Genomic DNA, 21,614 nt, shown 5'->3' on the forward strand with positions numbered 1-21,614 from the left:
CCGGGCACCGCTGCCGCCGCGGGGGCGGCGGGCAGCGGTGGCCCGGCGATCGCGCGACGGCCCTGGGGGGAGCGATGCCGTGCCACGATCTTCCTTCCGGATCGTGACGGGGCCGGACTTCCGGTGGGGAGCCGGAGCGGGACGGCTCGGGGGGTGCCGGCCCGGTGTCCACTTCGTGACCTCGTCGTGATCCGCGGACGACGCTAGCGGGGCCGGGTACCCACTGTCTCGGCCCGGATGCGCCCGGCGAGACCACCGGATCGGGTGGCGCGCCGAGTGGCCGGAACGGCACTCGTCCGGCGTGTCGGCGCGACACGCGGGTCGTTCGCCCGCCGTTCACCGCACGGACGGGCCCTACGGTCCACCCGCTGTCACTCTCGGTGAAATGCACTCGACGCAGTGCTAGCGGACTGTGCGGGCGGTCACCGCGGCGTCGCTCGGAGACCGCGCCGAACGGCGTTACGGGACCTGGGTCACCTGATCGGGAACGCCGGGACGGCGATCGTCAAGAGGCCGGGCCCACCGGAGGGGGCGCTTCGGCGGGCCCGCCGGGGGTCGAGTCCGTGACGCCGAGCTCGGCCAGCCGGGCCCGGTAGCGCGCCACCCCGGCCAGCTTGACCTCCTCGTAGCCGCGGACCAGTTCTGCCGCCTCCGCCGCCGCCACCGCGGTCCCGTAGGTCTCCGGGGTCAGCCCCGCGGCGAGCCGCAGCACCATCGCCCGGTACTCGTCGCGCAGCGCGCGCTCCAGCCGGCGGACCTCCGTCCGGCCGAACACGTCGAGCGGGGTGCCGCGCACGACCTTGCCCTTGGCCAGCGTCCGCAGCACCGGCCGCATCCACGGCCCGAGCGCGATCTTCCGCCGGCGGCCGAGCGCCTTGAGCACCGGCGGGTGCAGCCGGTAGCGCATCCGCGTCCCGCCCGGCACCTCCGCGGCCAGCCGCGCCTCGAAGGCCGGGTCGGTGAGCAGCCGGGCCACCTCGTACTCGTCCTTGTACGCGGTGAGGCGGTGCAGCCCGCGCGCCACGGCCTCGGAGAACCGTGTGTCCTCCCCCAGCGCCCGCTCGGCCGCCCAGACCGTCTGCACGTCGGCGACGTACCCGCGGGCCGTCCGCGCGGACTGGTAGGCGACCAGCTCGGCGGCCCGGAGGCCGACCAGCCGCCGGGTCTCCCCCGCCAGCCCGCCGAGGTCGGGAGCCGGTGTCGATCCGGGGGGCTCGGTCTCCCGCACCGCCGCCGACGGCACCGCGGCGGCGAACGCCGCCGGGTCGGCCACGGCCACCCGGCCCCAGCGGAACGCGGCGGTGTTGGCCCCGACCGCCACGCCGTTGAGCTCGATGGCCCACTCGACGGCGGCGGCGGAGACCGGCAGCAGCCCGGCCTGGTGGGCCGCCCCGACCAGCAGCAGGTTGGCCGGCGTGGCGTCGCCGAAGAGCGCCCGGGCCGCGGCCTGGGCGTCGAGCGTGACGACGGCCCGGGTGCGGCCGGCGATCCGGTCCAGCAGCTCGTCCGCGGCCGGGGGCGTCACGCCCGCGTCCCGGACCTGCGCCCCGGTCGGCACCGTGCTGGTGGAGACCACGGCCGTGGTCCGGTCCGGCGCGGCGTGGGCGAGGTGGCGGGAGTCCGCCCCGACGAGCGCGTCGAAGGCCAGGTAGCAGTCCGCGACACCGACCCGGTTGGCCGGGCCGTGGTCGCCGACCCGCAGGTGCGAGACGACCGGGCCGGCCTTCTGCGAGAGCCCGGTCTGGTCCACGCCGTGCACCGCCCGGCCGTCGCGCACGGCGGCGGAGGCGAGCACCTGGCTGACCGTGACGATCCCGGTCCCGCCGATGCCCGCCAGGAAGACGTCGCCGGTCGCCGGCACCTCGACGTCGGGCACGGCCGGCGGCTCCGGGCGCTCGCGCCGGGCCGTCCTGCCGACGGGCGCCTCGACGGTGACGAACGACGGGCAGTCCCCGTCGAGGCACGAGTAGTCGGTGTTGCAGGAGGTCTGGTCGATGCGGGTCTTGCGGCCGAACTCGGTGTCGACGGGCTGCACGGACAGGCAGTTCGACCTGGCCCCGCAGTCGCCGCAGCCCTCGCACACCGCCTCGTTGATCACGACGCGGGTGGGCCGGACCGGGATCGCGCCGCGCTTGCGCAGCCGCCGGGACTCCGCGGCGCACCGCTGGTCGTAGATCAGCACGGTGACGCCGGTAATCTCCCCCAGGACCCGCTGGGCCTCGTCGAACCGGTCCCGGTGCCACAGGTCCACGCCCTTCGGCAGCGGCGGCAGGTCCCGGTACCGCTGCGGCTCGTCGGCGCAGACGAGGACCCTCGCGACGCCCTCGGCGAGCAGTTTCGCGGCGAGCGCGGGCACCTCGAGCCCGCCCTCGGCGTCCTGCCCGCCGGTCATGGCGACCGCGCGGTTGTACAGCAGCTTGTAGGTGATGGTGACGCCCGCGGCCACGCACGCCTGCACGGCGAGCTGCCCGGAGTGCGCGAACGTGCCGTCGCCCATGTTCTGGAACATGTGCCGGGCCGTGGTGAACGGCGCCTGGCCGATCCACTGCGCACCCTCGCCGCCCATCTGCGTGAGCGAGCCGACCTCGCTGACCTCCCGGTGCGTGAGCGCGACCATCGCGTGGCAGCCGATGCCGCCGCCCGCCACCGCGCCCTCCGGGACGACGGTCGAGCGGTTGTGCGGGCAGCCGGAGCAGAAGTACGGGGTGCGGGCGACGGGCAGCAGCTCCAGCGGCGGCGGGGCCGCCTTCGGCGCGGCGAGCGGCAGGCGGTCCCGGAGCACCCGGCGCAGCGGGCCGGCCAGCACCGCCGCGGTGAGCTCGCCCGCCTGCGGCACGAGCGGCGCGCCGGTGGCGTCGGTCGCGCCCAGCACCGCGGGCGCGGAGGGCGTGCCGTACAGGGCGTCGCGCACCGCCGTCTCGACGAACGGCGACTTCTCCTCCACCACCAGCACCGTGTCGAGCCCGTCCGCGAAGGCACGCAGCCGCTCGCGCTCCACCGGGTGGATCGCGCCGAGCTTGAGCAGGCGCACCCCGGACTCCACGCCCAGGTCCCGCAGCGCCTGGCGGACGTCGCCGAACGCCTTGCCGCCGGCCACGATCCCGATCGTCGCGCCCGGCGCGGGATCCACCAGGACGTCGACCGGGTTGGCGGCGAGGAACGCCCGGACCATGCCCCGGCGCGGCCCGTACAGCTGGGCCTCCGCCTCCAGGGACGACGGCGGGACGAGCATCGGGTACTGCCGGTACCGCCAGGGCCGGCCCTCCCACTCCAGCTCCGGGACCGTGATCCCGAGGCCGGAGACCTCCGCCGGGTCGAGCGCGTACACGCCGTCGGCCACGTCGGCGGTGATCTTCAGCCCCACCCACATGCCCGACGCGCGGCTGAGCGCGATCCCGTACCGGCCCAGCCGCACGACGTCGGCGGCGTCGGCCGGGTACAGCACCGGCAGCCCGTAGCCGGCGAGCGCCCGCTCCGAGACGCACGGGATCGTCGAGGACTTGCAGCCGGGGTCGTCGCCGGCCAGCACCAGCACCCCGCCCTGCGGGTGGGCGCCGCAGATGTTGCCGTGCCGGAAGGGGTCGCCGGCCCGGTCCACGCCCGGCGCCTTGCCGTACCAGACCCCGACCGCGCCGTCGACGGTCCGCTCGTGCCCGGGCACCTCGACCTGGCTGCCCCAGACCGCGGTCGCGGCCAGCTCCTCGTTGACGGCGGGCACGAACCGCAGGCCCGCGCTCCCGGCGAGCTCGGGCAACCCCGCGAGGGTCCGGTCCAGTCCGCCGAGCGGGCTGCCCTGGTACCCGGACACGAACGAGGCGGTGCGCAGCCCGGCCGCGGCGTCGGCCGCGTGCTGCTCCACCAGCAACCGCGCGATCGCCTGCACCCCGGTGAGCAGGGCCGGCCCCGCCGCCGGTCGGTAGCGGGTCCCCAGATCGAACTCGACCGCCACGGGTGCCTCCCCTTCGAGACCCTTCGCGCGCTCACGCGCCTTCCCTCAGGGCCGGCTGCGTCGCGATGGCCCTGCCGACACTCTGTACCACGCGCGGCCGGGCCGGAGCGGAAACGATCGCCGGGCCCGGTCCCGACGAGCCGAGGCCCACCCTGTCCCGGGCGCTGCCCGTGCCCGCGGGGACCGGGCCGGGGAGGATGGGCGGGATCATCGACGCAGGAGGTGCGCATGCCCGTGACGGACGCGGCGGCCAAGGCCCGGGCGCTCTACGACGCCCGGCGCACCCGCACGCCGATCCCGCCCTTCACCGACGACGACCCGACGCTGGGGATGGCCGACGGGTACGCGGTGCAGCGCGAGCTGATCGACCTGCTGCTCGCCGACGGCGACCGGATCGTCGGCCACAAGGTCGGCCTGACCTCCGAGCCGATGCAGAAGATGATCGGTGTGGACTCCCCCGACCACGGGCCGGTGCTCGCTTCGACCGTCTACCGCGACGGCGACGAGGTCCCGCTCAGCCGGTTCATCGCCCCCAAGGTCGAGGCCGAGATCGTGTTCGTGCTCGGCGAGCGGCTGGCCGGCCCCGGCGTGACCGTCACCCGGGCCCGCGCCGCGCTGGCCGGCGCCGTGGCCGGGATGGAGATCGTCGACTCCCGCATCGCCGACTGGCGGATCAAGCTCGCCGACACCGTCGCCGACCTCGCCTCCAACGGCGCGGTCGCGACGTCGAGCCGGATCGTGCCCGTCACCGACCTCGACACCCGCATGATCGGGATGACCCTGACCCGCAACGGCGAACTGGTCGACACCGGGGCCGGCGCGGCGGCCCTGGGCGACCCGGTCGCCGTCGTCGCCTGGCTGGCCAACATCCTGGGCGAGAACGGGGTGGCCCTCGAACCCGGACACCTGGTCATGACGGGTGCGTTGCACGCAGCCGTCCCGATGACCCCCGGCGACGTGTTCCGGGCCGAGTTCGACCGGCTCGGGCCGGTCACCGTGAGGGTGGGCGCATGACCGTCGACGTTGCCGCGTTGGCGGCCCGGCTGAGCGAGGCCGTGGCCGACCGCACCCCGATCGGCAAGCTCTCCGACGAGTACCCCGACCTGGACCTGCCCACCGCCTACCGGGTGCAACGCGCGCTGCGCGACTCCGCGGGCCCGCTGGCCGGGTGGAAGCTCGGCGTGACCTCGCGGGCGAAGCAGAAGCAGGTGAACGTCGGCGAGCCGATCTACGGGTTCCTGCCCGCCGCCGGCGCACTGGACCTCGGGGAGCCGCTGGACACCGGAGCGCAGATCCAGCCGCGCTGCGAACCCGAGATCGTGTTCACCCTCGGCCGCGACCTCGCCGGCCCGCACGTCACCGCGGCGGACGTGGTGGCCGCGTCCTCCGGTGTGGCCGTGGGAGTCGAGGTGCTCGACTCCCGCTACACCGACTACGGCTTCACGATGGCCGACGTCGTCGCGGACAACACCTCGGCCGCCCGGTACGTCGTCGGCGCACCGGTCCCGCCCGAGGGCATCGACCTGCGGCTCGTCGGAGTGGTGCTGGAGAAGAACGGGACGGTCGTGGCCACCGCGTCGGGCGCCGCGTCGCTCGGCCACCCGGCCGCCGCCGTGGCCTGGCTGGTCCGCGCGCTCGCCGCCGAGGGCGAGGGCCTGCGGGCGGGCGAGATCGTCCTGTCCGGCGGGCTGACCGCGGCGGTGCCGGTCGGGCCGGGCGACGTCGTCGTCGCCTCGATCGACCGGCTCGGAACCCTGGAGCTGCCCTGCCGGTGACCCGGGTCGCGCCCGTGCGGGGCCCGCGGGCCCGCACGGGTCGCTCACCCCGCGGTGACGGCCGCGATCACCTGCTCCAGCGCCGCCTCCGCCAGCGCGCGCATCTCGGCGTCCGTGCGGTCCTGGATCGGGTGCGGCACGAACACCGACGGCACCTCGCGGTAGCCGAGCGCCCGCGCCTGGGCCTCCGCGGCCACCACGAACTCCGTCGACGCGAGGAAGGCCGCGATCACGCCCCGGCCCTCGAGGGCGGCGAAGTCGTGCACACTGCACGACGTGCACGAGCCTCAATCGGCGAGGGCCTCGATCACCACGTCGCACTCGGTGATGACCTCCCGCCGCAGGTCCGGCGGCATGGGCTTGGTGAAGGTCGGCTTGGCGTAACGCCGCACCGTGATCCCCCGCTCGGCGAGGAGCTCGGCCAGCCGGTCCAGGAAGACGTCGCCGCGGGGCTTGGAGATGTCCAGCAGCCCGACCCGCAGCCCGTCGAGCGTGGCCGGGCGCGTCAACGCGGTGCGGCCCTCGGGCGTGCTCTCGTCCGTCGGGTCCAGGATCACCAGCGACCCCGTCGATCCCCTGCCGCTCACCGCCACGGGTCCACCTCCCTCGTCACCGGCGCGCTCCCGCCCGGTCCGCCCGCCCAGCCGCCGATCACGGCCGAGAACATCCCGGCACCGCCGCCGGCGTGCACGATCATCAGCCCGCCCGGCCGGAACTTCGCCAGCGGCCGGTCGGAGTCGCTCGGGGGCACACCCTCGTCGATGCCGCCCGCCCCGCGGGTGATCTCCGCGCGATCCAGCAGCAGCGCCTCGTCGAGCGCCGCCTCCAGCCGCGCCCGGTCCCAGCCGGCCTGCGCGAAGACCCGGGCGTGCTCCGGGCAGACGACCAGCGTGGCGTCGAACCCGCGGACCAGCTTCGGGTGGCACACCCCGCGCAGCCCGAGGGCGAGCGAGCGGGCCAGCGACTCCGGGGTGCGCGAGATCTGGTCGACGACCCCGCGGGGCCCCTCCGCCGCGAACACCGTGACCGCCGAACGGCCCGGCGGCACGCCGCGGCTCTGCGCGAGCGGCTCGAAGGGCGAGCCCTCCTCGTCCTCGGCGAAGCAGAACCCGACCTTGCCGGGATGCCCGAGCGCGGCGCGGTCCACCTCCTGCGGGCGGCCGCCGCCGACGTTGCGGATCACCAGCTGCAGCGCCCGCCCGATGGTCGAGTTGGCGCGGTTGCCCTGGCCGAGGGCGTTGCCGGCCCAGTTCATGCCGATCTCGGCGCGGACCGGCCCGTTGACGACGATCGCCGGCCCGGCGCCCCAGGTGGTCGCGAGCAGGCCGTGGGCGTTGAACTCGTCCGTGCACGCCGCCTCCACGGCGGCGAGCACGACCGGCAGGTACTCGGGCCGGCAGCCGGCGAGCACGGCGTTGACCGCGACCTTCTCGACGGTCGCCTCGACCAGGTTCGGCGGGACGACCGCCACCACCTCGTCCGGCTCGCGCGAGGTCCCCTCCAGCATCCGCAGCACCCGGGCCGGGGTCGGCGGGACGACCGGCAGCCCGTCGGTGAACCCGCGGTCGAACAGCGCCTCGGCCTCGTCCTCCAGCGCGGCGATCTCCAGCCGGCGCGAGCGCAGCGAGCCACCGCGGGTGCGGACCAGCAGCTCCTCGGCCACGTCCGGGTCCTGGGTGCGGGAACCGCAGCCGGGCCGGTACTCGGGCAGGCCCTCGCCGAGGTCCGCCACGCCGGTCAGCTCGGCCCACTGCGCCCGGCTCCAGCCGACGATCCGGCCGGCCTCGACGCCCCCGGCGAACCGGACGAGCGTGGGCACGGTCTCGATGTCGAGCGCGAGGCTGGCGGTCAGCTCCGTGTCGTCCCGCCGGTCGGCGACCCCCTGCGGGAACCCCGGATCGTCCTGGGTGAAGACCGTCAGCCCCGGGAGCGCGGCGAGCACGGGCTCCACCAGTCGGCAGGTGGGACAGTCCTGCTTGACGACGGCGACGAGCCCGTCGGCGGGCCACGTCACCGTCTCCCGCTCCTCCGTCGGCACCGACACGCCCTGCACGCTAGCTGGTTGAACGGTCGTCCGGTAGGGCGGTCACGGTCGGTACGGTGCGTGGCGGTGCGGACGTTCCCCGGACCCGGACGGCGGTTGTCCACCGCGCCGGGCGGATGGCTGAATCGACAGGGTGCGCCGCTTCCCCTCCGGGCTCCGCCGGGTGCTCCTCCCGCTCGTCCTGGTCCTGGCCACGACGCTCGTGGGTGCGCAGGTCGCCGTCGCGGCCGAGCCCGTGGACTACGTGGCGCTGGGCGACTCCTACGCCGCGGGCGTCGGCGCCACGCCGGACGGCACCAGCGGCGCCTGCGCCCGCAGCGACGCCTCCTACCCCGCCCGCTACGCCGCCGCGACCGGCGCCGCCTCGTTCACCACGGCCGCGTGCAGCGGCGCGACGACCGCCGGGGTGCTGCGCGACCAGCTCGCCGCGGTCACGAAGGACACCGACCTCGTCACCGTCACCGTGGGCGGCAACGACACCGGCTTCGCGCCCGTCCTCGCCCGCTGCACCACGGCGGCCGACGACGCGGGCTGCGACCAGGCCGTCCGGGCCGGCGAGCGCGTCGCCCGGTACGTCCTGCCCTCGGCGCTGGCGGTGGTCCTCGGCGCGATCCACGTGCGCGCGCCCCATGCCCGGGTCGTGGTCCTCGGCTACCCGCGGCTGTTCGGCGAGGGGGCGGGGTGCCCGCTGAACCGGGTGCGCAGCGCTCGGATCGACGCCGGGGCGGACGTGCTGGACGACCGGATCGCCGACTCCGCACGGCGCTTCGGCGCGACGTTCGTCGACGTCCGGCCCGCCTTCGTCGGGCACGGGCTGTGCGGCGCCGACCCGTGGATCGTCGCGCCCGGCGGCCCGGGCGCCTTCCACCCCACGGCCGCGGGGTACGCCCGCGGCTACGTGCCGGCCCTGCGCGCCGCCGTCGGAGCCGCGTGAACCGGCTCGTCACTGCGGCGCCGCGGACGGTCAGGCGAGCCGGGGCCGCCCGGCCAGGACCCCGGCCACCAGCTGGGCCACCAGCGCGACCAGCAGCGCGAGGAGCGAGACCGTCCAGCCGCCGGTCGCCTCGTGCAGCAGCCCGACGAGCATCGGCCCGGTCGAGGCGATGAGGTAGCCGAGGCCCTGTGCCATCGCGGACAGCCCCGCCGCCGTCTCGGCGTCGCCGGCCCGCAGGGTGATCACGGTCATCGCCATGGCGAAGACGGTCATGCCGGTGCCGAGCAGCAGCGCCCACAGCCACGGCGCCGCGGCCGGGGCCAGCAGGAGCCCGATCGTCCCGGCGAGGGAGAGGAGGGTGAGCCCGGCGTTCCAGCCGGACTGGCTCCGCCGCCGCGCGGCCATCGCGGGCACCACCAGGCTGAACGGCACCGCGACGAGCGTCGCGATGCTGAGCATCACCCCGGCCGCGCCCTTGGACAGGCCCGCGCCCAGGTAGACCTGCGGCAGCCAGCCCATGATCACGTAGGCCATGAAGGACTGCAGCCCCATGAACGCGGTCACCGACCAGGCCACCGGGCTGCGCAGCAGCCGCCCCCACGAGGCGCGCCGGGCGCCGCGGACCGCCTCGGCCGCCGGCCGGTGCCGCGCGGCCACGATCCACACCACCAGCGCCACCAGTGCGAGCCCCGCCCAGAACACCAGCGCGCCGCGCCAGCCGCCGGCGGGACCCTCCAGCGGCGGGGTCAGCGCCGAGCCCAGCGCGCCGCTGCCCTGCAGCGCCGCGGTGTAGAGGCCGGTCATCAGCCCCACGCGGTGGGCGAAGGACTCCTTGACGACGACCGGGACCAGCACGTTGGCCAGCGCGATCCCGGCGCAGGCCACGAAGGTGCCGCCGAGCATCACGCCCGCGCCGCCCAGCACGCGCACGAGGAGCCCGGCGCCGAGCACCGCCACGGCGAGCCCGATCGCCCGGGCCAGACCGACGCGGCGGGCCAGCGCCGGGGCCGCCAGGCCCGCGACGGCGAAGCACAGCGTGGGCGCGGTGGTGAGCAGGCTGGTCCAGGTGGCCGAGGCCCCGAGCCCGGTCCGGACGTCACCGAGCAGCGACGACGCGCTGGTCACCGCCGCCCGCAGGTTCAGCGCGGCCAGCACGACCGCGACCGCGAGCAGGACGGAGCCCCGCAGCGGGCCGAACCGCGCGGGCGCCAGCCGCTCCTCGGCGGCGGCCTCGCCGGCGATCTCGAGCGCCTGTCCCTCCGCGATCGCGTGGTGCTCGGCGCCCGCCGGCGCGTGCGGATGGGAGGACGTCCGCCCGGATCCGGACAGGGCGCGCCCCGGGTCCCCCAGTGCCATGGCGACTACTCTGACAGACATCCCATGTTCGGATGAGAGGAGGCTCCTGTGCCCTTGGCCACCACCCGGCGCGCCGGGCTCGTCGACCAGGTCATCGAGCAGGTCCGCGCGGCCGTCGCGGCCGGCGAGTGGCCGGTCGGCACCCGGATCCCGCCCGAGGGCGAGCTCGCCGTGACCCTGGGGGTCGGGCGCAACACCGTGCGCGAGGCGGTCCGCGCGCTCGCGCACGCCGGCCTGCTCGAGGTCCGGCAGGGCGACGGTACGTTCGTCCGGGCGACCAGCGAGATCTCCGGGGCGATCCGCCGGCTCGCCGGGCCCGAACTGCGGGAGGTGCTGCAGGTGCGCCGGCTGCTCGAGGCCGAGGGCGCCCGGCTCGCCGCCACCCACCGCACCGCCGAGGACCTGGCCGAGCTCGACGAGGCGATGGCGGCCTGCGAGCAGGCCGAGCAGGCGGCCGACCTCGCGGCCTTCGTCCGCGCCGACCTGGCCTTCCATCAGCTCGTCCTGCGCTGCGCGCACAACGGGGTGCTGGCCGAGCTCTACCGCGGGCTGACCGAGGTGGTGCACGCCAGCGTCGCGACCACGGTGGCCGGCGGGCGCTGCGAGAGCCACACCGGGCTGCTCGCGGCCATCCGGGCGGGCGAGGCGGCGGCGGCCGCCGCCGAGGCCGAGGACTTCCTCGACTCGCTCCTGCGCGAGCACGCGACGGCAGGGCCCCGCGGCGCGGGCGCGACTACACCGTGAGGACGATCTTCCCGGTCGTGTGGCCCTGCTCGCCCAGCCGGTGGGCGTCGGCTGCGCGCTCGAGCGGGAAGGTCTCGGCGACGCGGATCCGGAGCTTCCCGTCGGCGTGCAGCCGGAGCAGCTCGCTCAGCCCGGGACCACCGGCGCGCACGTAGGCGCCGGAGGCCCGCACCCCGCGCTCCTCCGCCGCCGCCACCGCGGCCCCGACCGCGACCGTGGGCAGGCAGATGAGCATGCCGGAGGGCTTCACCAGGTCGAACGAGCGCACGGCCGTCTCGCCGCCGACCAGGTCGTAGACCAGGTCGACGGGCTCGACGACCTCCTCGAACCGCTCGGTCCGGTAGTCGACGACCTGGTCGCAGCCCAACTCACGGAGCAGGTCGTGCTTCGCGCCGGAGGCGGTGCCGATCACGTGCGCCCCGAGGGCCTTCGCGATCTGCACGGCGAGGTGCCCGACGCCGCCGGCCGCGGCGTGGATCAGCACCCGCTGCCCGGCCTCGAGGTGCCCGACGTCGACGAGGCTCTGCCACGCCGTCATGCCGGCCAGGGGCAGCGCGGCCGCCTCGACCACGGACAGGTCCGCGGGCCGTGCCCGGAAGTGTCCGGCGGGCGCCGTGACGTACTCGGCGTAGGCGCCGTCCGGGCTGGGGAAGCGGGCCATGCCCAGGACGGGGTCGCCGACGGCGAACCCGCGCTCGTCGAGGTCCGTGTCCGGGCCGAGGGCGTCGACCACCCCCGCCACGTCCCAGCCCACGACGAACGGCTTCCCGCCGAAGGACTTCGCGGCACCGAGCCCGGACCGCGTCTTCCAGTCGATCGGGTTGACCCCCGCGGCCTCGACCCGGACCCGGACCTCCCCCGGCCCGGGCTCGGGCGTCGGGATGTCCCGCAGGCTCAGGGCCTCCGGCCCGCCGGGTGTCTGGCAGACGATCGCGCGCATGATCGCAGCCTAGGGTCGGGACCTACCCGACGAGCTCGCCGTCGACGATCCGCGGGCGGCCGTCGCGCTCCCACTCGAGGAAGCGCTGGGTCTCGACGAGCAGCGCGCCGCCGAGCCAGAGGGCCACGACACCGTCGTCGACCAGGCCGAACAGCGAGGTCACGGCCTCGGGCACCAGGTCGACCGGCGACACGAGGTAGGCCACGGCCAGGATCAGCAGCCCGAGCCGCCCGCGGGTCAGCACACCGGAGCGTCCGCTCAGCGCGCCGCCCACCATGCGCGGCAGGACGCGGGCGCGGTCGCCGAGGGTCGGTGAACCAGGCTTGCGGCCCTGCACGATCACGCGGGCCAGGGTCAGCAGGGCCGCCCGCCGCCCCGCGAAGGAGCGCGAGCCGGAAGAGGTCGTCATGTCCGGTTCAACGCCGGCCCGATCCCGCGCGTTCCGCCGGGAGCGGCCGAGCGACCCGGGTCACCGCCGCACGCCCGCCCCGCCGTCGCGGCTCCACAACGACCACACCACGACGCCCGCGAACACCAGCGCTCCGACGGCGACGGCCCACGCCAGCACCTGGTACAGCGCCCCGGCCAGCGTGAACGCCAGCACCACGAGGAGCGCGGCCCCGAGCACCCGCAGCATGGACACCTCCGACTCGCGTCGTCCGTGCGCCCAGGATCTCACGAACCGGACGAACGGGACCAGCGGAGCTGAAGGGGTGATCCGGGCCACGTCCGGCGGACCGGTCCACGCCATCACCCCACCACGCGCTGCAACCAGAGGAAACTTGCATCGCTGACGCATTGCGATATATCGTGATGGCACACGAGCTACTGAGAGAGGCTCAGAGGAGGCTCGAGAACCACGAAGGAGACCGACATGTCTGCCATGAACCCGCCCTGGGACGCCCCGTTCGGCGGCCCCCGCTCCGGTGGGCGCCGCGGGCGCCCGCACCCCCGTCCGCCCTTCGGCCCCGGCTTCGGCTTCGGGGCCACCGCGCGGCCGGACATCACCGTGAACATCGACTCCGAGCCGGCCGACGAGGCCGGCGAGCGCCGCCGCGGTCGCCGCGGCGGTCCGCGCTTCGGCCCCGGGGGCCCGTTCGGGCCCGGCTTCGGACCCGGCTTCGGGCCCGGCGCGCCGTTCGGCCCGGGCTTCGGCCCCCGCGGTCGCTTCGGCCCCGGCCCGCGCGGCCGGCGCGGGCGCCGGACCAATCGCGGCGACGTCCGCCTGGCCGTGCTCGCGCTGGTCGCCGAGCAGCCGCGGCACGGCTACGAGATCATCCAGGAGATCGGCGAGCGTTCCGGGGGCCGCTGGCGTCCGAGCCCCGGCTCCGTCTACCCCACGCTGAACCAGCTCGAGGACGAGGGTCTCGTCCGTGTCGAGCAGGCCGAGGGGCGCCGGGTCGTCCACCTCACCGAGGAGGGCACCCGGTACGTCGAGGAGCACCGCGAGGAGCTCGACAAGGTGTGGGCCTCGTTCGCCGGCGACGGCGAGGAGGGCCCGGAGGCCGCGCTGTGGGAGCAGCTCGGCCAGCTGCACGCCGCCGCGCAGCAGGTCATGGCGGCCGGCACGCCCGAGCAGGTCGAGCAGGCCACCGCCGCACTGACCGAGGCGCGCAAGACCATCTACCGCCTGCTGGCGGAGTGACCCGACCCGGAGCGCATCGTGGAACCGCGATGCGCTCCGGGCGGCGGGTCTGGCCGCTTCATGGAACCACTACGCGTGAACAGGCGACAGCTGCGCGCATTGTGGTTCCATACTGCGTTTCGTCAGCAGTCCCGCAGCTCCGGGGACTGGTTGAGGATCTGCCCGCGCGGGCTGATGAACTCCCGGTAGATCTCGGAGTCGACGGCGGCCGGGGCGAAGGCGGCGACCCGGTGACAGTTCTGGAAGGCCAGCACCACGCCGAAGTGCCGCTCGAGGGCGCCGCGGATCGAGGTACTCGCGAGGGCGCGCAACAGCTGGCCGCGCTCGGACTCCGACGGCGGCGGCACCTCGTGCTCGCCGAAGGGCTTGTCACCGGTGCGGTCGGCAGCCGCGGCCGACACGACCTCCCAGGCGTAGGGCAGGGAGTCGCGGACGACGGCGAGGAACTGCGCGTCGTCCATCTCCCGGCGCTCGGCGGCCTCGAGGACGGCGGTGGGGACGTCGAGGGACATGGCTTCCTTTCCGTTGGTGAACAGGAGGTCAAGCGGTTCAGGCGCGCGGCACGGCCCCGGGCAGGAAGCCGGGGACCACCTGGGCGGCGAGGTCGACGCCGGTGGCACCGTCGCCCCAGGCACGGGCGTTGCGCAGGTGGAACTCGACGGTGTCGCGGTGGTAGGCGGCCCAGTCGCGGGTGCGGCCGTCGAGCTCGGCGAGGATCCGGGCCAGGACGGTGAGGTTCTCGGCCTCCAGCTCGTCGACGGGCCGGACCCGCCCGCGCTCGGCGGCGCGGACCCAGGCGGACCGGGAGAAGCAGCCGATCAGCGCGTCGCCGACCTCCTCGCGCAGGTAGGCGACGTCCTCGGCGTCGGTGACCTTGTTGCCCACCACGCGCAACGCCACGCCGTGGTCGGCCGCGTGGGCGGCGTACTGCGTGTACACACCGACGCCACGCCGGGTCGGCTCGCACACCAGCACGGTGAGGTCGAAGCGGGTGAACAGGCCGGAGGCGAAGGCGTCCGCGCCGGCGGTCATGTCGACGGCGACGTACTCCCCCGGCCCGTCGACCAGGTGGTTGAGGTACAGCTCGACCGCGCCGGTCTTGGAGTGGTAGCAGGCCACGCCGATGTCGGACTCGTCGAACTCGCCGGTCACCAGGTAGCGCACGCCGTCGACCTCGGCCGAGTAGCGCTGCAGCAGCTCACCGGCCGGGTCGAGGTCGAGCAGCCGCGAGCCGGGGCCGGGCGGCGTCGTCTTGATCATGGCGTCGGCCGAGGGGAGCAGCGGGTTCTCGCCGCGCAGGTGGTCCTTCAACCAGGTCAGGTCGCCGCCCAGCGCGCGCGGCGGGGCGGCCTCGGGATCCGCGCCCAGCGCGACGCCGAGGTGCTGGTTGATGTCGGCGTCCACGGCCAGGACCGGCAGGCCCCGGCCGGCCACGTAGCGCGCGAAGAGCGCCGCCGTCGTCGTCTTGCCGCTCCCGCCCTTGCCGACGAACGCGATCCGCACCGTTCCCGCTCCCCTCCGTCATCTGAGGATGGTAACGGTAACGATGTTCACCAACGGGTGATCGACCGGGGGTGCCCGTCAGGTCCGGGCGCGGCGCTCCCGGACGTAGCGGCGCAGGGTGGGGACGTCGGTGCCGGCCTCGCGCAGGTTGCGGCGGGCCCGCGCGCGCATCACCACGATCCCCACCAGGGCGATCGCCCAGAGGGCGTACTGCACCGCCCAGGCCGCGCGGAACGCAGCGGGCGTGTAGCCGCCGAGGGCGCCGAGCACCAGCCCGATCACCAGGGCCAGCACCAGCGACGCCGAGAACCCGCCGACGTTGACGATCCCCACCGCCGTGCCCTGCCGCCGGCTCGGGTTGAAGGTGCGCGCGTAGTCGAACCCGACCATCGAGCCGGGCGGCCCCAGCGCCAGCACCACGACGAGCACCACGAGCAGCCACAGCGGGGCCGGCGGCGGGATCAGCAGCACGATCGTCCACATCGCGGCGGTCAGCACGATCACCCCGATGACCAGGTACGACCGGCGGAAGGGGTGCCGGGCGGTGAACGTGCCGAACACCGGGCCCGCCACGATCCCGACGCCCACCAGCAGGGTCAGCAGCGCGCTCGCCGTCCCCTGCCCGACGCCCTGCCCCGCGACCAGGTACGGCACACCCCAGAGCAGGCCGAACACCGTCCCGGAGAACTGCGTGCCCATGTGCGTGAAGAAGCCGAGCCGGGTGCCCGGCTCGCGCCAGGAGTGCCGCAGCCCGTCGAGCACCTCGCGCGGGGTCGGCGCGTCCGGCCGGACCGGGCTGCCCGGCGGGCTCTCCCGGAACACCGCGAGCACGGCCAGCGCGGACAGCACGCCGAGGCCCGCGGCCGAGAGGAAGGCCGGGGTCCAGCCCGGCCCGTGCAGGATCGCGGCGAGCGGGACCGCGGAGAGCACCTGGCCGATCTGCCCGAGCAGGCCGGTGAGCTGGGTGAGCACCGGCACCTGACGGGCCGGGAACCAGGCGCCCAGCACGGAGAGCACGCTGATGAAGGTGAAGGCGTCGCCCGCGCCGACCAGTACGCGCGCGGCGATCGCCAGCGGCAGCGAGGTCGCGAGCGCCAGCGCGGCCTGGCCGGCGGCCATCAGCAGCGCGCCGGCCACCACCAGCGCCTTCGCGCCGAAGCGGTCGAGGAGGACCCCGGTGGGAACCTGCAGGGAGGCGTAGACCAGCAGCTGCAGCACCACGAACCCGGAGAGCACCGCCGGGGTCGCGCCGAAGCGCTCGGCCGCGTCGAGCCCCGCGACACCGAACGACGTCCGGTGCATGACCCCCACGAGATAGGCCAGAAGCCCTGCCGACCAGACCAGATACGCGCGCCAGCTCCTCATGACGTGTCCAATCGTCCGTCATCGGACGACGACACGCCCGCTCCCGCCGACGACGTCACGCCCGGTCCGGGCCGGATCACACCCGGGACGCCGCTCCGGGACCGGCCGCACGGGAACCGGCCACCACGCCCACACCGGACGCGAATGGGGGGATGCTGTGCGGACGGCCTGGCGTTGCACGCGAGGATGGAGCCCGCAAGGGCCGCCGACGAGGAGGTACGACAGGTGCTGGATCCCGCGGAGCTGTACCGGGTCGAGGAGGGCGCGACCGCCAACCCCGACGGGTCGGTGCTGCTGGTGGTGCTCGACGGGTTCGTCGACGCCGGCGGCGCGGGGCGGCTCGCGGTCGAGGCGCTGCGCGAGGGCAAGGAGCCGCGCACGCTCGCCTCCTTCGACGTCGACCAGCTCGTCGACTACCGCTCGCGCCGCCCGCCGCTGACCTTCGACACCGACCGGTGGGTGGCCTACGAGCCCCCGGTGCTCGACGTCGTCGCCCTCACCGACGCCGCCGACGCCGAGTTCCTGCTGCTGGCCGGCCCGGAGCCGGACACCCAGTGGGAGCGGTTCGTCGCCGCGCTGGAGCAGCTCGTGCGCCGGCTCGGCATCCGGCTGGTGGTGACCCTGCAGGGCATCCCGATGGCCGTGCCGCACACCCGCCCGATCGGGGTGACCGCGCACGCCTCGCGCAAGGAGCTCGTCGAGGGCCACGAGCCCTGGTTCGCCGAGGCGCAGGTCCCGGGCAGCGCCGCGGCGCTGCTCGAGTACCGGCTCGGCGAGGCGGGCATCGACGCGATGGGCTTCGCGGTGCACGTGCCGCACTACCTGGCCCGGGCGGAGTACCCGCAGGCCGCGCGCACGCTACTGGACCACACCGCCGTCGCCACCGGGCTGTACCTGTCGACCGAGGAGCTGACGAAGGCCGCGGAGCGGACCGACGCGGAGATCGCCGAGCAGGTGGCGGGGTCGGCCGAGGTCGCCGAGGTCGTCGAGGCGCTGGAGAAGCAGTACGACGCCGTCGCGGCCGGGCGCGAGCGTGGCTCCGGCGGGCTCGGCGGGGACCTGCCCAGCGCCGACGAGCTGGCCGCCGAGGTCGAGCGCTTCCTCGCCGACCAGGGCGACGACAAGGAGGGCGGCTTCGGCGAGGGCGGCGACCCCGGCCGCTGAGAGCCGCTGAGCACGGCCGAGCGCGGCCGAGTGCGGCTGAGGGCGCACGGCCCCCGGGTCACGCGCTCACCTCAGGCCACGCACAGGCGGACCACAGGTTCGGGGCGGACTCTCGGTGGTGCGGCGCGGTGGCGCCGGCCGGAAATCCCCCCTCACGGCCCGCCCCGCGCCCCCTACCTCGGGAGGTGCCCGCATGACCCAGGCGACGATCCCCGGGCGGCCGACGGACCGCCTGGCCCGCCCCGCGGCCGGCGAGCCTCCCGCGCCCCGTACCCCGTCGGACACCCAGCCGCTGCGGCCGGCACCGGTCCGGCAGGACCGCGGACCCGCCGGGTCGGCCTCGGTGCGCGGCCTGCGCCACGTCGCCGCCGACGCCACCGCGGTGCAGGGCGCGGGCGCCGACCTCGCGATCGCGGTCGCGGACGGGGTCGGCGACTCGCCGTCCGCCGCGCTGGCCGCGCGGACCGCCGCCGACGTGGCCACCGCCGTCGCCCCGGGAGCGGGGTCGCGGGAGGCGCTGCTCGCCGCGCGCGACGCGGTCCGCCTCGAGCCCGCGGCGGACGACGCGGTGATGGTCGTCGCGGCCGGGCTGCCCGGAGGCGGCTGGACGGTGTCCTGGGTCGGCGACTGCCGCGCCCTGCTCGTCACCGACCGCGGCGTCGAGCGGCTGACCCACGACCACACGGTCGCGCAGTGGCTCCGCGACCGCGGCAGGACCGGCGAGGACGTGCTCCCGGCCTGGGAGAACGTCGTGATGACGACGGTCGGCAGCGCCGACCCCGCGGTCCTCGGCCACGTCCGCGGGCCGGCCGGGCCGGGCACGCTGGTGCTGGTCAGCGACGGCGTGCACCGCGCCGTCGACGAGGAGACCATCGCCTTCCTCGTCCGCCGGGCCGGGGCACCCGCCCGGGCCGCGCGCGAGCTCGTCGACGCCGCCCTCGCCGCAGGCTCGCCGGACAACGCGACCGCGGCCGTCGTCCCGCTCCCCGCGGAGTGGATCGCGTCCTGACCCCACCCGCCCCCCGTCCCGGGCGGGGCCGGCCGCACCTACAGCAGGTCCAGCGCCGCGGCGACGACGCTGTCGGCGTCGATGCCGTGGTAGCGGTACACGCTCTCCAGGTCCCCGGACTGCCCGAACCGCGTCACGCCGAGGTGGGTGGCGCGCACCTGGTTGATCCCGGCGAGGAAGGCCAGCGTGTGCGGGTGCCCGTCGAGCAGGGTCACCAGCGGCGTGGCGCGCCGCGCCGGGAAGGCGGCGTCGAGGATCCAGGTGTCCGCGCTCCCCCGCCCGGCCCGGGCCTGCACGGCGTCGAACAGCAGCCCCGGGCTGGTGACCACGACGACGTCGACCGGCGTGCCCAGTGACTCCAGCCGCTCGGCCGCGGCCAGCGCCTCGGGCACCATCGCCCCCATCGCGGCGATCGTGACGGCCGGCTCCGCGCTGGTCCGCAGCGGATACGCTCCCGCGACGACCTGTCGGCGCCGCCGCTCCCGGGCGGCCGGGTCGGTGGGCACCGCGGCCAGCGACTGGTCGACCGGCCGGGTGGAGAGCCGCAGGTAGGCGCTGGTCCCGTCCGGGCGGCCGAGCCGCGCGAGCGAGGCCAGCAGGGTCCATTCGACGTCGATCGCGAAGGCCGGCTCGTAGGTGACGCAGCCGGGCTGCTCCAGCCCCACCGACGGCGTGGTGATCGACTGGTGCGCGCCGCCCTCCGGCGCGAGCGAGACCCCGGAGGGGGTGCCGACCAGGATCGACTGCCCGCCCGCGTAGATCCCGAACGACCACGGCTCCAGCGCCCGCTCGACGAACGGGTCGTAGAGCACCCCGATCGGCAGCAGCGGCTGGCCCCACCGGCTCCAGGTGGCGCCGAGCTCGCCCAGCGCCCCGACCAGGTTGCCCTCGGCGATGCCCAGCTCGATGTGCTGGCCCGTCGGCTTCTCCCGCCAGTGCAGGATCGTCTCCGGGTCGTCGTCGAACCAGTCCTTGCGTTCCGCCGGTGACCAGACCCCGACCTTGTTCACCCAGCCGCCGAGGTTGGTCGACGAGGACACGTCCGGACACAGGGTGACCACCCGCCGGGCCGCCTCGGGCGCCTCCCGGGTGAGGTCGAGCAACGCTCGGCCCAGCGCGGCCTGCGTGGTCGCCCGGCCCGAGGGCGTACGGCCGATGTCGGTGGGCAGCGCCGGAGCCTCCACCCCCTGCACCGGGTCGCGCTGCAGCCGCGCCGCGGTCTCCGCGCACACCCGGCCCGCCGGGGTGTCCGGCGCGAAGCGCTGCCAGGGGGCGTCGAGCGACATCCCCGAGCGCTCCGCCAGCTCGGCGATCTGCGCGGCCGACAGCAGCGACGAGTGGTTCTGCGGGTGCCCCTCGCTGGCCAGCCCGAAGCCCTTGACCGTGTAGGCGAACACGACGGTCGGGCGGCTGTCGTCGATCTGCGCGAACGCGTCCCCCACGGCCTGCAGGTCGTGCCCGCCGAGGTTGCGGATCGCGGCGTGCAGCGTGGCGTCGTCCAGGGTGGCGACGAGCCGCGCCAGCTCCGGCGAGTCCGGCAGCCGCTCGCGCAGCTGGGCCGGCGTGCAGCGGAGCAGCCGCTGGTACTCCGGGTTGGTCATCGCGTCGATCCGGCGCCGCAGCGCCTCTCCCCCGGGCCGTTCGAACAGCTCGTGCAGCAGCCGCCCGTACTTGACCGTGAGGACCTGCCAGCCTGCCGCGGCGAACATGCCCTGCAGGCGCGGCGCCCCGATGTTCGGCACCACCCGGTCCAGGCTCTGCCGGTTCAGGTCGACGATCCACACGACCTCGCCCAGCTCGGCGACCATCGGGTCCAGGATCGCCTCCCAGACCGCGCCCTCGTCCAGCTCCGCGTCGCCGACCAGCGAGTACTGCCGCCCGGCGCCGGCCTGCTCGCCGAGCGTGGTGATGTACCGGCGGGCCAGGGCGCCCCAGATCGGGGCGGTGGCGCCGATCCCGACCGAGCCCGTCGAGTAGTCGACCGGGTCGGGGTCCTTCGACCGCGACGGGTAGCTCTGCAGCCCGCCGAAGGCCCGCAGCGTGGCCAGGTACTCCTCGTCGAGCTCGCCGAGCAGGTAGTTGATCGCGTGCAGCACCGGGGAGGCGTGCGGCTTCACCGAGACCCGGTCGCCGGGGCGCAGGTGCTCGAACCACAGCGCGGTCATCAGCGTGGTCATCGACGCCGACGACGCCTGGTGCCCGCCCACCTTCAGCCCCGTCGGGTTGGGTCGGACGCGGTTGGCGTGGTCGATGATCGCGTGCAGCACCGGGGAGGCGTGCGGCTTCACCGAGACCCGGTCGCCGGGGCGCAGGTGCTCGAACCACAGCGCGGTCATCAGCGTGGTCATCGACGCCGACGACGCCTGGTGCCCGCCCACCTTCAGCCCCGTCGGGTTGGGTCGGACGCGGTTGGCGTGGTCGATGATCGCGGAGGAGAGCCAGCGCACCCGCTGCTCGATCTCCCCCAGTACCGCGAGCCGGTCGGTGCCGGCGGGTCGGGAGTCGGAGACGGCGGTCATCGGTGGGCTCCTCTCGTGCATGCTGCCCGACGAGCGCACCACCGATACGCTCGCTGCACAAGTCGGGGGCTGCAGTGCGTGCAACCTGCACACCACCGCAGCCCGGCAGGCGGAGGAGGCGGGCAGGATGCACAGGGCCGAGGGCGGCGACAGGCCGGCCCCGATCGACGCCATCGACGCCCGGCTGCTGCTCGCCCTCGCCGAGAACCCGCGCGGCACCGCCCTGGCGCTCGCCGAGCGCGCCGGGCTGTCCCGCAACACCGTGCAGGCCCGGCTCACCCGGCTCGAGGAGAGCGGGGTGCTGGGCAGCGTCGAGCGGCGGATCGACCCGGCCGCCCTCGGCTACCCCCTCACCGCGTACGTGACCGTCACGGTGGTGCAGCGCAAGCTCGACCCGGTGGCCGACGCGCTCGCCGCGGTCCCGGAGGTCATCGAGGTCCTCGGCATGACGGGCGAGGGCGACCTGCTGGTGCAGGCCGTCGCGCGGGACGCCGACGACCTCTACCGCATCGCCGGGCTGCTGCTCGCGATCGACGGCGTGGAGCGGACCACGACCGCGCTCGTCATGCGGCGGCTGGTGGACCACCGGGTCACGGCGCTGGTCGAACGCCTCGCCACCGGGACCCGATGAGCGAGCGGCGCGTCCGCTCGGTCGACGTGAGCCGCT

General features: G+C 75.7%; 19 protein-coding genes. 8 read left to right on the forward strand and 11 right to left on the reverse strand.

Going from position 1 to position 21,614, the window contains the following annotated elements:
- Positions 1-505: 505 nt before the first annotated feature.
- Positions 506-3,949 carry an indolepyruvate ferredoxin oxidoreductase family protein gene (locus tag ACFQH9_RS02985; protein WP_379563911.1) on the reverse strand — a complete coding sequence of 1,148 codons (3,444 nt, stop codon included), beginning with the start codon at positions 3,947-3,949 and terminating at the stop codon, positions 506-508.
- A gap of 228 nt (positions 3,950-4,177) precedes the next feature.
- Here ACFQH9_RS02985 and ACFQH9_RS02990 point away from each other — a divergent pair, with 228 nt between their 5' ends.
- Entirely contained in the window at positions 4,178-4,963 is a 786-nt protein-coding gene (locus tag ACFQH9_RS02990) for a 2-keto-4-pentenoate hydratase (RefSeq protein WP_379563913.1), read from the forward strand.
- Positions 4,960-5,724, forward strand: a complete 765-nt coding sequence (locus ACFQH9_RS02995; protein ID WP_379563915.1) for a 2-keto-4-pentenoate hydratase — start codon at positions 4,960-4,962, stop codon at positions 5,722-5,724. Before ACFQH9_RS02990 ends, ACFQH9_RS02995 begins: the two co-directional genes overlap by 4 nt.
- A gap of 44 nt (positions 5,725-5,768) precedes the next feature.
- Here ACFQH9_RS02995 and ACFQH9_RS03000 read toward each other — a convergent pair whose 3' ends face one another.
- A complete protein-coding gene (locus ACFQH9_RS03000; protein ID WP_379564534.1) occupies positions 5,769-6,284 on the reverse strand; it encodes a UGSC family (seleno)protein in 516 nt (171 codons plus the stop codon).
- A 23-nt stretch (positions 6,285-6,307) separates the two neighbouring features.
- Positions 6,308-7,768 carry a thioredoxin family protein gene (locus ACFQH9_RS03005; protein ID WP_379563917.1) on the reverse strand — a complete coding sequence of 487 codons (1,461 nt, stop codon included), beginning with the start codon at positions 7,766-7,768 and terminating at the stop codon, positions 6,308-6,310.
- A 133-nt stretch (positions 7,769-7,901) separates the two neighbouring features.
- On the opposite strand from ACFQH9_RS03005, the gene ACFQH9_RS03010 reads away from it, so the two are divergent.
- Complete coding sequence (locus ACFQH9_RS03010; RefSeq protein ID WP_379563919.1) at positions 7,902-8,702, forward strand: SGNH/GDSL hydrolase family protein; 801 nt, start codon at positions 7,902-7,904, stop codon at positions 8,700-8,702.
- Between the two features lie 30 nt (positions 8,703-8,732).
- Here ACFQH9_RS03010 and ACFQH9_RS03015 read toward each other — a convergent pair whose 3' ends face one another.
- Positions 8,733-10,058, reverse strand: a complete 1,326-nt coding sequence (locus ACFQH9_RS03015; RefSeq protein WP_379563921.1) for a CynX/NimT family MFS transporter — start codon at positions 10,056-10,058, stop codon at positions 8,733-8,735.
- A 48-nt stretch (positions 10,059-10,106) separates the two neighbouring features.
- Between ACFQH9_RS03015 and ACFQH9_RS03020 the strand changes: the two genes are divergently transcribed.
- Entirely contained in the window at positions 10,107-10,802 is a 696-nt protein-coding gene (locus tag ACFQH9_RS03020; RefSeq protein WP_379563923.1) for a FadR/GntR family transcriptional regulator, read from the forward strand.
- On the opposite strand, the gene ACFQH9_RS03025 is transcribed toward ACFQH9_RS03020, so the two are convergent.
- From ACFQH9_RS03025 to ACFQH9_RS03035, 3 genes are read right to left on the reverse strand one after another with little or no spacing between them, the layout of a single operon-like run.
- Positions 10,792-11,742 carry an NADP-dependent oxidoreductase gene (locus ACFQH9_RS03025; protein WP_379563925.1) on the reverse strand — a complete coding sequence of 317 codons (951 nt, stop codon included), beginning with the start codon at positions 11,740-11,742 and terminating at the stop codon, positions 10,792-10,794. The two genes, ACFQH9_RS03020 and ACFQH9_RS03025, sit on opposite strands and share 11 nt — an antisense overlap.
- A gap of 22 nt (positions 11,743-11,764) precedes the next feature.
- Positions 11,765-12,151: a YkvA family protein gene (locus ACFQH9_RS03030; protein ID WP_379563927.1), complete on the reverse strand. Its 387-nt coding sequence runs from the start codon at positions 12,149-12,151 to the stop codon at positions 11,765-11,767.
- A gap of 60 nt (positions 12,152-12,211) precedes the next feature.
- Complete coding sequence (locus tag ACFQH9_RS03035; protein WP_379563929.1) at positions 12,212-12,379, reverse strand: hypothetical protein; 168 nt, start codon at positions 12,377-12,379, stop codon at positions 12,212-12,214.
- A 237-nt stretch (positions 12,380-12,616) separates the two neighbouring features.
- Here ACFQH9_RS03035 and ACFQH9_RS03040 point away from each other — a divergent pair, with 237 nt between their 5' ends.
- Entirely contained in the window at positions 12,617-13,387 is a 771-nt protein-coding gene (locus ACFQH9_RS03040; RefSeq protein WP_379563931.1) for a PadR family transcriptional regulator, read from the forward strand.
- Between the two features lie 122 nt (positions 13,388-13,509).
- Here ACFQH9_RS03040 and ACFQH9_RS03045 read toward each other — a convergent pair whose 3' ends face one another.
- The 3 genes from ACFQH9_RS03045 to ACFQH9_RS03055 all read right to left on the reverse strand — a co-directional run bounded on the left by ACFQH9_RS03045 (position 13,510) and on the right by ACFQH9_RS03055 (position 16,255).
- A complete protein-coding gene (locus ACFQH9_RS03045) occupies positions 13,510-13,899 on the reverse strand; it encodes an SCO5389 family protein (protein ID WP_379563933.1) in 390 nt (129 codons plus the stop codon).
- 37 nt (positions 13,900-13,936) lie between these two features.
- On the reverse strand, positions 13,937-14,890 hold the full coding sequence (locus tag ACFQH9_RS03050; RefSeq protein ID WP_379563935.1) for an ATP-binding protein: 954 nt from the start codon (positions 14,888-14,890) through the stop codon (positions 13,937-13,939).
- Positions 14,891-14,968: 78 nt separating this feature from the next.
- Positions 14,969-16,255, reverse strand: coding sequence for an MFS transporter (locus ACFQH9_RS03055; RefSeq protein ID WP_379563937.1), 1,287 nt, complete (start codon positions 16,253-16,255; stop codon positions 14,969-14,971).
- Between the two features lie 225 nt (positions 16,256-16,480).
- On the opposite strand from ACFQH9_RS03055, the gene ACFQH9_RS03060 reads away from it, so the two are divergent.
- Together ACFQH9_RS03060 and ACFQH9_RS03065 are read left to right on the forward strand one after the other, a co-directional pair.
- Positions 16,481-17,419 carry a proteasome assembly chaperone family protein gene (locus ACFQH9_RS03060; RefSeq protein WP_379563939.1) on the forward strand — a complete coding sequence of 313 codons (939 nt, stop codon included), beginning with the start codon at positions 16,481-16,483 and terminating at the stop codon, positions 17,417-17,419.
- A gap of 193 nt (positions 17,420-17,612) precedes the next feature.
- A complete protein-coding gene (locus ACFQH9_RS03065; protein ID WP_379563941.1) occupies positions 17,613-18,428 on the forward strand; it encodes a PP2C family protein-serine/threonine phosphatase in 816 nt (271 codons plus the stop codon).
- Between the two features lie 38 nt (positions 18,429-18,466).
- Here the strand turns inward: ACFQH9_RS03065 and ACFQH9_RS03070 are convergent, their stop codons facing one another.
- Positions 18,467-20,947, reverse strand: coding sequence for a transketolase-like TK C-terminal-containing protein (locus tag ACFQH9_RS03070; RefSeq protein WP_379563943.1), 2,481 nt, complete (start codon positions 20,945-20,947; stop codon positions 18,467-18,469).
- 127 nt (positions 20,948-21,074) lie between these two features.
- On the opposite strand from ACFQH9_RS03070, the gene ACFQH9_RS03075 reads away from it, so the two are divergent.
- A complete protein-coding gene (locus tag ACFQH9_RS03075; protein ID WP_379563945.1) occupies positions 21,075-21,578 on the forward strand; it encodes an Lrp/AsnC family transcriptional regulator in 504 nt (167 codons plus the stop codon).
- Positions 21,579-21,614: the final 36 nt, after the last annotated feature.

The organism is Pseudonocardia lutea (genome assembly GCF_042658055.1).
In the GTDB taxonomy this organism is placed as follows: domain Bacteria; phylum Actinomycetota; class Actinomycetes; order Mycobacteriales; family Pseudonocardiaceae; genus Pseudonocardia; species Pseudonocardia lutea.